This is a genomic window from Salinicola salarius, assembly GCF_002179555.1.
GTDB lineage: Bacteria > Pseudomonadota > Gammaproteobacteria > Pseudomonadales > Halomonadaceae > Salinicola > Salinicola salarius_A.
In genome coordinates this window covers 1-14,124 of sequence record NZ_NHOU01000031.1, presented here as the reverse complement: position 1 = coordinate 14,124, position 14,124 = coordinate 1, and the positions used below count along the sequence as shown (strand labels likewise).

Annotated in this window: 13 protein-coding genes and 1 tRNA gene; 5 read left to right on the top strand and 9 right to left on the bottom strand. The window is 62.6% G+C overall.

Annotated elements, in window-relative coordinates; translation table 11 throughout:
• Nucleotides 1-229: 229 nt before the first annotated feature.
• From ychF to CCD76_RS16230, 8 genes are all read right to left on the bottom strand, one after another.
• Nucleotides 230-1,321 (bottom strand): redox-regulated ATPase YchF, encoded by a 1,092-nt coding sequence (ychF, locus tag CCD76_RS16265; RefSeq protein WP_087720483.1) that lies wholly within the window; start codon nt 1,319-1,321, stop codon nt 230-232.
• Between the two features lie 188 nt (nt 1,322-1,509).
• Nucleotides 1,510-2,094, bottom strand: a complete 585-nt coding sequence (pth, locus tag CCD76_RS16260) for an aminoacyl-tRNA hydrolase (protein ID WP_087720482.1) — start codon at nt 2,092-2,094, stop codon at nt 1,510-1,512.
• A 35-nt stretch (nt 2,095-2,129) separates the two neighbouring features.
• Nucleotides 2,130-2,777 carry a 50S ribosomal protein L25/general stress protein Ctc gene (locus tag CCD76_RS16255; protein ID WP_087720481.1) on the bottom strand — a complete coding sequence of 216 codons (648 nt, stop codon included), beginning with the start codon at nt 2,775-2,777 and terminating at the stop codon, nt 2,130-2,132.
• Between the two features lie 163 nt (nt 2,778-2,940).
• The gene (locus tag CCD76_RS16250; protein ID WP_170835901.1) at nt 2,941-3,882 is read right to left on the bottom strand and encodes a ribose-phosphate pyrophosphokinase; all 942 of its coding nucleotides are present in this window, start codon (nt 3,880-3,882) and stop codon (nt 2,941-2,943) included.
• Nucleotides 3,883-4,145: 263 nt separating this feature from the next.
• Nucleotides 4,146-4,220: transfer RNA gene (locus CCD76_RS16245), tRNA-Gln, on the bottom strand.
• Nucleotides 4,221-4,369: 149 nt separating this feature from the next.
• A complete protein-coding gene (gene ispE / locus CCD76_RS16240) occupies nt 4,370-5,254 on the bottom strand; it encodes a 4-(cytidine 5'-diphospho)-2-C-methyl-D-erythritol kinase (RefSeq protein ID WP_087720480.1) in 885 nt (294 codons plus the stop codon).
• Nucleotides 5,251-5,970 carry a lipoprotein insertase outer membrane protein LolB gene (gene lolB / locus CCD76_RS16235; protein WP_087720479.1) on the bottom strand — a complete coding sequence of 240 codons (720 nt, stop codon included), beginning with the start codon at nt 5,968-5,970 and terminating at the stop codon, nt 5,251-5,253. The genes ispE and lolB overlap by 4 nt, the downstream gene beginning before the upstream one ends.
• A gap of 48 nt (nt 5,971-6,018) precedes the next feature.
• Nucleotides 6,019-7,731: a tetratricopeptide repeat protein gene (locus tag CCD76_RS16230; RefSeq protein WP_256961340.1), complete on the bottom strand. Its 1,713-nt coding sequence runs from the start codon at nt 7,729-7,731 to the stop codon at nt 6,019-6,021.
• Between the two features lie 328 nt (nt 7,732-8,059).
• On the opposite strand from CCD76_RS16230, the gene hemA reads away from it, so the two are divergent.
• The 5 genes from hemA (at nt 8,060) to CCD76_RS16205 (ending at nt 12,817) form a co-directional block, all read left to right on the top strand.
• A complete protein-coding gene (hemA, locus tag CCD76_RS16225) occupies nt 8,060-9,334 on the top strand; it encodes a glutamyl-tRNA reductase (RefSeq protein ID WP_087720477.1) in 1,275 nt (424 codons plus the stop codon).
• A gap of 16 nt (nt 9,335-9,350) precedes the next feature.
• A complete protein-coding gene (gene prfA / locus CCD76_RS16220) occupies nt 9,351-10,436 on the top strand; it encodes a peptide chain release factor 1 (RefSeq protein ID WP_087720476.1) in 1,086 nt (361 codons plus the stop codon).
• On the top strand, nt 10,436-11,335 hold the full coding sequence (prmC, locus tag CCD76_RS16215; protein ID WP_087720475.1) for a peptide chain release factor N(5)-glutamine methyltransferase: 900 nt from the start codon (nt 10,436-10,438) through the stop codon (nt 11,333-11,335). The genes prfA and prmC overlap by 1 nt, the downstream gene beginning before the upstream one ends.
• Before the next feature lie 165 nt (nt 11,336-11,500).
• Nucleotides 11,501-11,998 carry an Lrp/AsnC ligand binding domain-containing protein gene (locus CCD76_RS16210; RefSeq protein ID WP_087720474.1) on the top strand — a complete coding sequence of 166 codons (498 nt, stop codon included), beginning with the start codon at nt 11,501-11,503 and terminating at the stop codon, nt 11,996-11,998.
• Nucleotides 11,999-12,070: 72 nt separating this feature from the next.
• A complete protein-coding gene (locus CCD76_RS16205; RefSeq protein WP_087720493.1) occupies nt 12,071-12,817 on the top strand; it encodes a HesA/MoeB/ThiF family protein in 747 nt (248 codons plus the stop codon).
• A gap of 79 nt (nt 12,818-12,896) precedes the next feature.
• On the opposite strand, the gene CCD76_RS16200 is transcribed toward CCD76_RS16205, so the two are convergent.
• Nucleotides 12,897-13,658, bottom strand: a complete 762-nt coding sequence (locus CCD76_RS16200; protein ID WP_179208947.1) for a lipopolysaccharide kinase InaA family protein — start codon at nt 13,656-13,658, stop codon at nt 12,897-12,899.
• Between the last annotated feature and the right edge of the window lie 466 nt (nt 13,659-14,124).

The following is a 14,124-nucleotide window of genomic DNA, read 5'->3' as shown; positions in this document are numbered from 1 at the left end:
ACCGCCCAATCTTAGGTTTGGGAAGCGGGCGCGAGATATCACCTTTGGACATCGCACAGGCGCCGGGCGATTTCATTAAACCACGACAGCACCGCTACCGATAACGTTTGCCGCCAGTGGGTTTGATCACCGGAAAGAAAGCCCCCTGTCCTCGGCCAGTAGGTTTGGCTGACCTGATTTTCGGGACCTCAATGAACAATAGGACCGCTACTGCATTCCGAGAAAACCCTCAGACGTTGAAGCGGAAGTGCATCACGTCGCCGTCCTTCACGACGTAAGCCTTGCCTTCGAGACGCCACTTGCCGGCTTCCTTGGCGCCATTCTCGCCACCCAGGGCGACGAAGTCCTCGTAGCTGACCACCTCGGCACGGATGAAGCCCTTCTCGAAATCGGTGTGGATCACGCCGGCGGCTTGCGGTGCGGTCGCGCCGACCTTGACGGTCCAGGCTCGCACTTCCTTCACACCGGCAGTGAAATAGGTCTGCAGCCCCAGCAGGCCGTAGCCGGCGCGAATGACGCGATCGAGGCCGGGCTCTTCCATGCCCATCTCTTCGAGGAACATGGCACGCTCTTCGTCCTCGAGCTCGGCAATTTCCGCTTCCAGCTTGTTGCAGACCGGCACGACCACCGCATTCTCCCTGGCGGCGATCTCACGCACGATATCGAGGTGAGGGTTGTTGTCGAAGCCCTCTTCGTTGACGTTGGCGATGTACATCGTCGGCTTGAGCGTCAGGAAGCCGAAGCTGCGCAGTTGCTGCTGTTCCTCGGCATCGAGGCCAAAGCTGCGCAGCGGCTGACCTTCGGCCAGGTGCGGCTGAATACGATCCAGAATGGCCTTGGTGGCGATCGCTTCCTTGTCACCGCCCTTGACCACACGGGTCAGGCGCTGAATCGAGCGTTCGACGGCGTCGAGGTCGGCCAGGGCCAGCTCGAGATTGATGGTCTCGATATCGGCGGTGGGGTCGACCTGATTCGCGACGTGGATGACGTTGTCGTCGTCGAAGCAGCGAACCACGTGGGCGATGGCGTCAGTTTCGCGAATGTTGGCGAGGAACTGGTTGCCCAGGCCTTCACCCTTGGAGGCGCCCTCGACCAGGCCGGCGATATCGACGAACTCCATCGTGGTCGGCACCACCTTTTCCGGCTTGACGATCTCGGCGAGCTTGTCGAGACGCGGGTCGGGCATCGGCACGATACCGGTATTGGGTTCGATGGTGCAGAACGGGAAGTTCTCGGCGTCGATGCCGGAGCGCGTCAACGCATTGAAGAGGGTCGACTTGCCAACGTTGGGCAGGCCGACGATGCCGCAATTGAAACCCATGATATATCCCTGAAACGGTGTGATCCTGAATTCGATTCGATCATGGCAGACGCGAACGAATAAGCACGAAAAAGTGAATGGCGGGCATTCTACGGGACGCGGTCGGCGGGGGCCAGACTCTTGCCGAGCTACGAGCTACGAGCTACGAGCTACGAGCTACGAGCTACGAGCTACGAGCTACGAGCGAATCAGGCGGGTTTGAAACTATGCAGACGATTCATCGCCTTGGCCCAATCTCCGTCGAGTACGTCGGGCAGGGTGGCGATGGTTTCATCAAGCGAATCGTCGATGGCCTGGCGTTCGGCCTTGCCGGGACGACCGAGGACATAGTTGGTGACGAGCTTGGCACTGCCGGGGTGGCCGATGCCGATACGCAAACGGTGGAAGCCGTTGCTGTTGCCCAGTGCGCTGATGATGTCGCGCAGGCCGTTATGACCGCCGTGTCCGCCACCCGTCTTGTAACGGGCGCAGCCGGGCGCGATGTCGAGTTCGTCGTGAGCGACGAGGAGCTCGTCCGGAGCGATCTTGAAGAACTGGCACAGCGCAGCCACCGAGGCACCGCTGCGATTCATGAAAGTGGTGGGGTTGAGCAGGTGAAGATCGTGCCCGCCCAGGCGGATCCTGGCATGAAGACCCAGAAACTTGCGTTCGGGACGCAGCGTTTCCGCTGTGTCCCGAGCGAGCTGCTCGACCAGCCAGGCGCCGGCATTGTGACGAGTGTCTTCGTATTCCGGCCCCGGATTACCGAGACCGATGATCGCTTTCACTGTCATTGCCGACTGCCTGTTGTCCGGTCTCTGACGCAGGGTTATGCGTCGCCTTTCGGTTCGCCTTCTTCGTCGACGCCTTCACCGGCGACTTCGTCGTCACTGGCGACGGTCGGGTGCGTGACGCTGACGACACCGGCGTCGTGCTCTTCACCGTGGGTCAGCTCGACCAGAGTCACACCTTCCGGCAGCTTGATGTCGGACAGGTGGATGGTCTCGCCGAGGCCCAGGTTGGCCACGTCGACTTCGATGTATTCCGGCAGCTTGGACGGCAGGCAGCTGATCTGAACGTCGTTGTTCAGAACGTGCAGCACGCCACCTTCGTCCTTGACGCCTTTGCATGCTTCTTCGTTGAGGAAGTGCAGCGGGACATTCAGGGTCAGCTCGTGGGTCGCATCGACGCGCATGAAGTCAGCGTGAGTAACCAGCGCCTTGTACGGATGGCGCTGCAGATCACGAATGACGACCTGCTCGCTCTTGCCGTCGACACTGATGTCGATGATCGAGGAGAAGAACGCTTCGTCTTCGATCGCCTTGTAGAAGGCCGGCTTGTCGATGGTGATCGGCTGCGGTTCGGCAGAACCACCGTAGATGATGGCAGCGACCTGTTCGTTCTTGCGGCGCAGGCGGCGGCTCGCACCTTTCCCCAGCTCCTTACGAACATTGGCGGTCAGGGTGTAATGGGACATTGATTGTCACCTCTAATGGTCAAGTAATGGAAATCGGCATCGCCCGCGACCAGACGATGCCGTTTCCAGTAGGGCCATTGCCTTCGCGGCAGTGGCCCACGTATCCGCGCGTAGTTCCCTGTCGATTCGAAACGACCGCTATCGAAGGTCGTTCCGAAGGCGATCAGTGGAACATCGCGCTGACGGATTCTTCGTTACTGACACGACGAATGGCCTCGGCGATCAGGCCGGCGACCGTCAACTGACGGATCTTGCCGCTACGACGTGCAGGTTCAGAGAGCGGTATGGTATCGGCAACGACGAGTTCGTCAAGCACTGAACCGCTAATATTGTCCACGGCGGGCCCGGACAGGATCGGATGCGTGGCATAAGCGACCACTCGGCGAGCGCCGCGATCCTTCAATGCTTCGGCGGCCTTGCATAGCGTACCGGCAGTATCGACCATGTCGTCGACCACCACGCAGGTGCGATCCTGGATGTCGCCGATGATGTGCATCACCTGAGCCTGGTTGGCCTGCGGGCGACGCTTGTCGATGATCGCCAGGTCGACGTTGAGCTGCTTGGCGATGGCGCGGGCACGGACCACGCCGCCGACATCGGGAGAGACCACGACCAGGTCGTCGTAGTTCTGGCGTTCGATGTCGTCGAGCAGGATCGGAGAGCCGTAGACGTTGTCCACCGGCACGTCGAAGAAGCCCTGGATCTGGTCGGCGTGCAGATCCATGGTCATGACGCGGTCGACACCGGCCTTGACCATCATGTCGGCGACGACCTTGGCCGAGATCGGCACGCGGGCCGAACGCACGCGGCGATCCTGGCGCGCATAGCCGAAGTAGGGCACGACGGCCGTGATGCGGGTGGCCGAGGCGCGACGCAGCGCATCGACCATCAGGATCAGCTCCATGAGGTTGTCGTTGGTCGGCGCGCAGGTCGACTGCAGGATAAAGACGTCTTTACCGCGTACGTTTTCATTGATTTCGACGGCGATTTCGCCATCGCTGAACTGCCCGACCGTCGCGTGACCCAGTCGGTTATCCAGACTCTCGGCTACCTTCGAAGCAAGTCCGACGTTGGCGTTACCGGTAAAAACCATCAATTTAGACACGCGCGGCCACCTTTGAGAGCAGTTGAAGGTCGGTAGAGGACATTCGTTTCGGTTTCAGGACGGATGACGAGGCTGCAGAGGGAAGGCGGTGCGATGGGCAAGATTCTGAAATGCCACGCTTGCCCGTCGACGATGCGGGCTGGCATCGAAGTCGTACGTCGAGACGGCAGGAGAAGCAACCGCAACGCCGGTGGGGAAATCGTGTGGGCTGAGTGGCCATCGCGTCCCGGTTTCCGTATGCAGGCTTGTCGAAAGTCAGGAAGTGGCTGGGGTACCAGGATTCGAACCTGGGAATGCTGGTACCAGAAACCAGTGCCTTACCACTTGGCGATACCCCAGCAATCATTGGTCGCGCCTATTATGCGCAAAAGCACAAACCGTTGGCTAGGTTTGGACGGAAAACCAGCCGTGATGCCACAAGCCGTCTGAAAAGTCTGATAAAAACCGCGTAGTCGAAGCGATTTCCTCAGTGGACGGTGTGGCGACGTCACGCTCGAGTCCTGTCCAGACCCTTGGCAGCTTCCAGAGCCTGGTGCAGCGGAGATACGTTGCTGCCGCGGGCCTTGAATGCCTGCCATTCGTCCGGGACCTGTCGCAGCACCTGTTCGGCTTGCGTTTCGTCATCCAGCGGACAGAAGACGCAGGCGCCTGTCCCTGTCAGTGCCGCCGTGCCGTACTGGCCGAGCCAGTTCAGCGCGCGGTCTACCTCGAGGTGAAGCGCTCGCACGATGCTCTCGCAATCGTTGCGCCACACGGCGTCGGGGGCGGCCCCGTCGAGTGCGCGACGCATACTAATGACCGTGCTATTACGTGTCAAACCGGGGTGGCCGAAAATCGCCGCGGTGGAGATCTCCACGCCTGGGTGGATGACGACGAACCAGGAGGGCACCAGGTCGACGGGGACGAGACGTTCGCCGACGCCCTCCGCCCAGGCGCTGTGGCCCTGCACGAACACCGGCACGTCGGCACCCAGTTCCAGCCCCAGCGTCGCCAGTCGCTCGAGGCCGAGATCGAGTCCCCAGAGGTGGTCGAGCGCCAACAGCGTGGTGGCGGCGTTGGAGCTACCGCCACCCAGCCCGCCGCCCATCGGCAGGCGCTTCTCCAGCTCGATCGCCGCGCCCTGGCGACAGCCGGTTTCGCGCTGAAGAAGCCGCGCCGCCCGAATGACGAGGTTGTCCGCTTCGGCAACATTGGCCAGCGCAGGGGAGAGCGTGATCTCGTCGCTGTCGGACCGTGGGTGGAATCGCAGCGTATCGCCGCGATCGAGAATCTGGAACAGCGTCTGCAGCGTGTGATAGCCATCCGGCCGGCGACCGGTAATCCGCAACAGGCGATTGAGCTTGGCCGGCGCGGGTAGCGTCAATGGTGTCATCGGGCCGCGTCCGGTGTCTCTTCAGAGGGTTGCTCAGGCCCGTCAGAGGGCTGTTCGGATCCGGTCTGCGGCTGCCACTGGTTGACGACCAGCGTGGCGCGGATGTCGTCGTAGGTCATGATCAGGCGGCTCGGCAGCCATAGCGAATCGGCGTAGGTCCAGTCCCGGTAGCGGATATTCCAGCCGTCCTGGCTCAGGGTCTTCGGGAAGCCGAGTTCGTCGTCGCTCTGCTGGTGAGAGCGACCAGGCGCCGGAAGGCCGCGCACCCAGTAGTCCAGTGCCGAAATCGGTAGCGACCAGCCCAGTTGCTGCTGCATCAGGGCTTCCGGTGACGACGCTTCGAAGCGGCCGTCGCTGGTGGTCAGCGTCACCGCGCCTTGGCGGCCTTCGAGCACGCTGCGTCCGGCGCCGAACGGGCCGCTGATCAGCATGCGGTAGTGGCTGGGCGACTGTGACCAGTCCAGATTGGCGCTGCGGCTCTCTTCCGGGGTTCGCAGGCCGACCTTGCCGGCTACCGTCCAGGTGTCGAGCGCGGCCAGGTCGTCCTGTTGCCGCTGCCAGTCGTCGGGCTGGCGCGGCACGTCCGGTGCAGGTGCCTGTCCGGCGCAACCGGCAAGCCAGGCCACCAGGACGAGGGTGCCGAGTGTCTGCCACCACGGCTTGAACGGAATCGAAGCGGGCTGTCGCCGTTCGCTGGCCGAAAGGAAGTGTGGCATCGAGTGTTTCCTGTCGAATCGAATGAATAGGCGGTGTCTGATACGGGGTTAGGGCGCCAGCTGCGGATAGCGCAGCAGCAGGTCATCGATATCCGGGTGGATTTCGCTGCCGGCGAGTGCCGATTCCACCAATGCTCGCGCCTCGCTCGCATGATCGAGAACGGCCAGCGCTTCGGCCAGGTGCGCGGCGACTTCCTGATCCGGCTGGCCGGCGTAGGCGCGCCGCAGATACCCGAGTGCCTTTTGCGTCTCCCCGCGTTTGAAATGCACCCAGCCCAGGCTATCGAGAATGGCGGGGCTCTCCGGCTCGAGTGCGTGGGCCCGTTCGATAAGCTCCAGCGCTTCGTCGTAATGGTCCGTCGTCGTCGCCAGGGTGTAGCCCAGCGCGTTGAGAGCGGCGGCATTGTCGGGTTCTCTGGCAATGATGTCGCGCATCTGCGCCATCATCGCTTCGACGTTGCCGCGTTCGAATTCGCGCATGGCCCGGGTATAGAGCAGGTCGGTGTCGTCCGGCGCCTGCTCGAGGGACTCGGCGAGAAGGGTATCCGCGGCAGCGCTCTGGCCTGCGTTGTCCAGCGCCTGCACGCCGATCTGGGTCAGTGTTGCGCGCTGGGAGGGATGACGCAGAATCTCGACGCGCAGGAATGTCAGAGCATCGTCGGTGCGATCGTTGGCCGTCAGCATCTGGGTGGCGAGCGCACGGGAGTCGAGGAAGCCGGGGCCGGTCGGCACCTGTCGGTAATAGAGCAGCGCGTTGTCGATTTCGCCCTGCGACTCGGCAATGCTGCCCAGCACCAGGTAGGTCGCCGGTGGCGTATCGTCGCGATCGAGCAGTGGCAGCAGCAGCCTTCGGGCGGGTTCCAGCGCACCGGCATCGAGATAGAGCTGGGCGAAAACGATGCGCAGCGTCGGGGTATCGTCATGGCGCGCCAGCAACTGGTCAATTCGGGGCTCGGCAGCGGCGATGTCGCCATTGGCGATTTCCGCCTGTGCCAGCGCCAGCAAGAACCGGCTGTCATCGGGTGCCAGCTCTCGCCCGCGTTGCGCCGATAAGACGGCCTGGTCGTAGTCGCCGGCCTCGAGCGCGATCTGCGATCGGGTGAGCCAGAGCATCGGCAGGTCGGCGTGGCGGCGAGTCAGGTTCGCCAGCCGCTGCCGAGCCTCATCGAACTGGCCATTAGCCGCCTCGAGCCGCGCCGTTGCCATCTGGGCATCGGCGTGACTGGGGTGGGCGGCGGTGAAATCGCGTAGCTGTGCGATCAGCGGCGGCAGGTCCGCTTGGGATTCCACCATCAGGTCGGCGAGTTCGAGCAGTTGGGCATCTTCCCCCGTGCGTGCAAGCGCCAGCCTGTGACGTAGTGCCGCAGGCCAGTCGCCGCGATCCACGGCGATGCCGGAAAGCAGCTTCTGCGGTGCCGAGTCCTGCGGCGCCAGTTGCTGCCAGCGGTCCGCCGCGGAGGTCAGCAGACTCTTGTCGTCGGTGTATCGCGCGGCCAGCGTGGCGCGCTCGGCGAGTTCGGCGGAACGATAGCGCTCGGCGGCTTCCAGATAGCCGTCGGCGGCACGGTGAAAATCGCCTCGCTGCCCGGCCATCTCGGACAACAGCACCTGGGAAAGGCCTCGGGCATCGAAGCCCCGGGTAATCGGCGGCGCCGATGTCAGAGGGTCATCGGCGGGCGCCGGTGCCGTGTCGGCCGACATGCTTTGGCAACCAGCCAGCAGAACCGCGCAACTGGCGGCGTAGAACAGACTTTTGGGCATGCCGTCCTCGAGATCGATCAATGGCTCCAGCATAACGGCTGGCCGCCGGGGGTCAATCGCCGAGGCATGTCGGCCGGCGTGTTTCATTGCCTGCTAAGCGTCTTTCGGCTGTGCTAAAATGGCGCCGCCCGGCCGGGCGGACCACAATGAGGTGGATATTGCCGACCGGGTTCGTCTCGCCGTCTCCGCTTCCGGTCGACCGCGAGAATGGGTGAAGCGGCCGGCAACCTGACATGCCCCGCGCTTCATTCCGGTATGCCGCGCTTTGCTTCGAGGACATCCGCGAGCGCAGACGCCGGATCCACGCAAGACAAATGACCGTGATTTCATGACGCTGCTAGCTCTGGGTATCAACCATAGAACGGCTGCGGTCGACATGCGCGAGCGTGTCGCCTTCTCGCCGGCACAACTCGAGTCCGCGCTGACGCAGCTGCGGGCCTTGCCCGACGTGCGGGAGGCGGCGGTGCTCTCCACCTGCAACCGGACCGAGCTCTACTGCATCACCGTCGCCAATGGCGAGCGCCAGTTGCTCGAGTGGCTGGGGATGTTTCACGGCATGCCCGCGCAGGAGCTGTTGAACTGCGCCTACCATTATTACGAAGGCGAGGCTGCCAGGCATCTGATGCGGGTGGCGGCCGGCCTGGACTCCATGGTGCTGGGCGAGCCGCAGATTCTTGGCCAGCTCAAGGATGCCTACCAGATCGCGCGACAACACGCGGGGCTGGGCAGCGAGCTGGAGCGTCTTTTCCAGCAGACCTTTTCGGTCGCCAAGCAGGTTCGCAGCGAAACCGCGATCGGCGAAAACCCGGTCTCGGTGGCTTATGCGGCGGTCAGCCTGGCCAGCCGCATCTTCGACGACTTCAGTCGTGCCCGGGCATTGCTGATCGGGGCCGGCGAGACGGTCGAGCTGGTGGCGCGCCACCTGCGTGAAGCCGGCATCATGGGGCTGACCGTCGCCAACCGCACGCTGGCACGGGCCCAGGCGCTGGCCGAAACCTGCGATGCGCGCGCGATCGAGCTCAATGCCATTCCGCAGGCGCTGGAGCAGGCGGACATCGTCATCGCCTCCACGGCCAGCGAGTTGCCGATCCTCGGCAAGGGCATGGTCGAACGCGCGCTCAAGGTGCGCCGGCACCGGCCCATTTTCATGGTCGATATCGCGGTGCCGCGGGACATCGAGCCCGAGGTGGGCGATCTCGACGACGTCTTCCTTTATAGCGTCGACGATCTGCAGCAGGTGATCGCCGAGAATCGGCGTCATCGCGAGGTCGCGGCACGCCAGGCCGAGGCGCTGATCGAAAACGGGGTCGACCACTGGCTGCATGAACGCCGGGTGCGCGGGGCGGGTGACCTGATTCGCCGCTATCGCCAGCATGGCGAGTCGCTGCGGCGTGACTCCGAAGCCGAGGCACTGGCGCAACTGGCACGGGGCGAAGACCCGGAGACGGTGATCAAGCGTCTGTCGCATCAGTTGGCCAACAAATTGATGCATGGCCCGACGCTGCGCTTGCGCGAGGCGTCGGGTCAATCACGTCACGATATCATTCAGGCGGCCGATAACCTGCTCATCGAAGGGCCCGCCACGACACAGGACTCGGTATGAAAATACAGGACTGGGCATGAAAGCGTCTTTGCGCGAACGACTCGACGCCTTCCAGGATCGCTTCGAGGAGCTCTCAGCGCTGCTCTCCGAGCCCGAAGTGATCGCCGATCAACCGCGTTTCCGCGATTATTCCCGCGAATATGCCGAACTCGAACCGCTGGTCGAGTCCTGGCTCGTCTATCGCCGTACCGAGGGCGATATCGAGGCCGCCGATCAGATGCGCCAAGACAGCGATCCGGAAATGCGCGAGCTGGCAGAAGAGGAGTGGCGTTCTTCAAGAGCCCGGCTCGAGGAGCTCGAGGAGGAGGTCAAGCGCCTGCTGGTACCCAAGGATCCGGACGACGACAGCAACGTCTTCCTGGAGATCCGTGCCGGTACCGGTGGCGACGAGGCGGCGCTGTTCGCTGGCGATCTGTTTCGCATGTATTCCCGCTACGCCGAGCGGCGCGGCTGGAAGGTCGAGGTGGTCAGCGCCAGTCACGGTGAGCAGGGCGGCTACAAGGAGATCATCGCCCGGGTCAAGGGCGATAACGCCTATGCGTCGCTGAAGTTCGAATCCGGCGCGCACCGCGTGCAACGGGTCCCGGCGACGGAGTCCCAGGGACGCATTCATACCTCGGCCTGTACCGTCGCGGTGATGCCCGAGGCGGATGAGGTCGGCGACGTCGACATCAACAGCAACGATCTTCGCGTCGATACGTTCCGTTCCAGCGGCGCCGGTGGCCAGCACGTCAATACTACGGACTCGGCGATTCGCATCACGCACCTGCCGACCGGGCTGGTGGTCGAATGCCAGGAAGAGCGCAGCCAGCACAAGAACCGCGCCAAGGCGATGTCGTTGCTGGCAGCGCGGCTGAAGCAGGCGGCGGTGGACTCCCAGCGCCAGCACCAGGCCGATACGCGCCGTTCCCTGGTGGGGTCGGGCGATCGCAGCGAGCGAATCCGCACCTACAACTTTCCGCAGGGCCGCCTCACCGACCACCGCATCAACCTGACGATCTACAAGCTGGGCGAGGTCGTCGCGGGTGATCTCGACGAGGTCATCGGGCCTTTGGTCAACGAGTATCAGGCCGATCAACTGGCGGCATTGCAGGGGGAGTGATGACGATCGATGACGCCCTGCGCGAGGCAGCGGGGCGCCTCGTCATGTCGCGGACGGCGCGGCTCGATGCGGAAGTGCTGCTGGCTCATGTCTGCGAGACGAACCGGACCTGGCTATACACCTGGGGCGACCGAGAGTTGACGGCAACCCAGCACGAGGCCTTTCAGCAACTGGTTGCCCAGCGGATCGAGGGGCTGCCGGTGGCGTATCTGGTCGGCTCGCGGGAGTTCTGGGGGCTCCGGCTCGAGACCTCGCCAGCGACCTTGATCCCGCGGCCGGATACCGAGCGCTTGGTCGAAGTCGCGCTCGAGTTTGCCACGCCGCCCGCTGGCGAGTTGCTCGATCTGGGCACCGGTACCGGCGCCATCGCGCTGGCCTTTGCCAGCGAACGCCCGGGCTGGCGGGTCACCGGTGTCGATCTCGCCCCTGACGCCGTGACCCTCGCGCAAGCCAATGCCCGACAACTGGCCATCGCCAACGCTCGCTTCCTCGAAAGCGACTGGTTCTCGGCGTTGGCCGGGCATCGCTTCGACCTCATCGTGTCCAATCCGCCTTATATTGCCGACGACGATCCGCACCTGCTGCGTGACGACGTGCGTTTCGAGCCACGATCGGCATTGGTGGCCGAGGCTTCCGGGATGTCGGATCTCGAATGGCTGGCCGGGCGTGCGCCGGATCATCTGCAGCCGGGCGGCTGGTTATGGATGGAGCACGGTCATACGCAAGCGGCTCTGGTGCGGGAGGTGCTGTTGCGTCGGGGATTCCGCGATGTCGACTCGCGGCGTGATCTCGCAGGCCACGAGCGCGTCACCGGCGGACGCTGGGGTGAGTGGTCTGGGGCGCGGAGCCACTCTTCAACGGCCAGAGCGTTGAACGAGGGTTACCGGGCTCGCTGGTGATTCGCGCTGGCTCTGTGATAGTAATGTCGCCCCGCGGTTACGGGATGTAGGCCGGGGCATGTCGTCCATCCGGTATCAGCATCGCTCATCGGGACGAATCACCGCCACCCGGCGTTACCTCGTGCGTGAACCATTTCTATTTATCGGCTTGGAACAACTACAGCAATGAAAGCCAAATCTCGATTACTCGATCGAATCGATCTCAATATCCTGCGTTGTCTGCAGGAGAATGCTCGAATTTCCTACGTCGATCTGGCATCGCAGGTCGGTTTGTCGACGACGCCCTGTCTCGAGCGAGTCAAGCGCCTCGAGCGTGCAGGGATCATTCGTGGCTACAAGGCCATACTCGATCCGCAGGCATTGCGCGCCAATCTGCTGGTGTTCGTCGAAATCAGCCTAAATACCCAGTCGCCGGCCGTCTTCGACGAGTTTCGCAAGGCGGTGGCGAAGCTGCCGCAGATTCAGGAGTGTCATCTGGTCTCCGGGCAGTTCGACTATATCCTCAAATGCCGGATTCCCGAGATGTCGGCCTATCGGCAACTGCTGGGCGATGTCGTGCTGACGCTTCCCGGGGTCAAGGAATCCAAGAGCTACGTCGTGATGGAAGAGGTGAAAGAGGAGTTGGCGTTGCCGATTCCCGATCTCGACCCGGACGGCAAGTAACGCGCTGGAGGCGATTCATTGCCACGGCAGCCACTGCGCTTTGGGATCATCGAAAAAGGTCATGAAAAGATCATGAACGACGAAGCACTGTTGCGCTATAGCCGCCATATCATGCTGGACGAGATCGATATCGCAGGGCAGGAGCGGTTGCTGAGTTCCCGCGTGTTGATCATCGGCGCCGGCGGCCTCGGCTCTCCCGCTGCGCTATATCTGGCGGGCGCGGGTGTCGGGCGCCTGAGTGTCGCCGACGACGATGTCGTGGAGCTATCGAATCTGCAGCGCCAGATCGCTCATACCGAGGTATCTCTGGGGCGATCCAAGGCCTGCTCGGCGGCCGAGGCGGCAAGAAGAATTAACGCGACCTGCGATGTGCGAGCCTTGAACACGCGGCTGGTCGGCGAGGAACTGATTGCCGAAGTCGAAGCCGCCGATGTGGTGCTCGACTGTACCGATCGCTTTTCCAGCCGCTTCGCAATCAATCGCGCCTGTGTCGAAACCCGAACCCCGTTAGTGAGCGGTGCGGCTATCCGCTTCTCGGGGCAACTGGCGGTCTTCGACACGCGCGAGCCGTCGTCGCCGTGCTATGCCTGTCTCTATGGGGAGCAAGATGGCGACGAGGCGCTGACCTGCGCGGAAAGCGGCGTGGTATCTCCGCTGGTCGGGATCATTGGCAGCTTTCAGGCCCTGGAGGCCATGAAGTTGATCAGCGGCGCCGGACAGCCCCTTCGCGGGCTGTCGACGTTTGATGCCTTGAGTGGCGAGTGGCGTCGCTTCGCGTTGCCGAGAGATCCGGCCTGTACGGTGTGCGCAGGGCGGTGAGTGATGCCGATTCAGGATATAAATCCGGGAGCTCATGTCGGTGTCGGATAGGCAGATTGGGGCAGTCAGGTTGTGACTGTCAGGCCTCGGATAGTTTCAAGGCCCGCATCCATCGGCCCACCTGGCGGCTCTCCATCGGTTGTTCAAGATAGATGCTCAGTAGCCTGCGCCACTCTTCAGCCTGCCATTGGGTCAGTCGGCGAGCGAAAATCTGCAGGTCACGGCGTTTCTCTTTTCCGGCCACCAGCAGCGGCCGGGATTTCTCCAGATCGATGAACCTGGCATCGAAGCCATGAAGGGCCGCGTCATCGGCGCGTAGAAAGACGTGCTTGGCATAAAGGCTGCCATGGCGCCAGCGGCGTTTGTGCAGTGTACGAAGGAGCTCGCCGCAACTGTCGATGATGCGCGCTCGGGTCGGTTCGGGCGTATCGGGCCATCCTGAGTGGATATCGATCATGTCGGCATAACCTTCGAGCTCGGGCGTGATCAGGATGGCTTGCCAGCGTCCGGCGTTCTTGCGTTCTTCGAAATAGGCGGTTTCCAGAGCGGGGATGTTCAGCCGGTGAAACGTCGCGACGTTGCGCGCCTCACGCGCGAAGGTGGGTTCACCGAGAGGGCGCTGGAGGCTGCGGCCCAGATGGTTGGTCTGACGTTTGACGAAAAAGGTTCGTGATGGCAGGCCTTGGGCGTCTAGTGTCACTCGGCTCACTTCCGAATGGCCGCCCCTTTCCAGGTTGGGGGCATCGACGGGGTCGAGATCGAGCGACCAGAGCGCGTCGAAATCATCGAGTTGGTTCTGCTGGAAGTAGAGCTGATATCGGGGAGCGAGAAAACGTTGCACAGTGGGTCCTATCGACTGCATTTCTTCGTAGATTGTCGCTGGAGGCTAGCCTGCAAGCCTGTCGTGCAGTTTGTTCAGAATGGCCGATTCGCCACTTCACGTCACCGGCTTCAATTGCAAACGGCTTGAAGCTCGAGCGCTTGGCGTCTCATCGGCCAGGTGCCAGGTTCGCAGCGGTGGGAGAGATTATAAACGTGGAGAGCTTGATCGAAAGGGATATGAGCGGATTTCACGGTGGTGGGCGCTATATCCGACAACACTAAAGTAGATGAAAATTCCTCTTTCTCTTTATCGCGATATCCTGATAATCTAGTAAGTATTGTAGGTCGCTGAGGCTGTTTGCTACTAGATATTGATTTTCTACGTGCAAAAGTGTCAGTTTGGCGAGGTAAAGAATCATTTGGAAACGCGCCCGATATGCGCGTTTTGGCCTAACTGTCGGGTCCCGCGTGATTGACAACCCGTT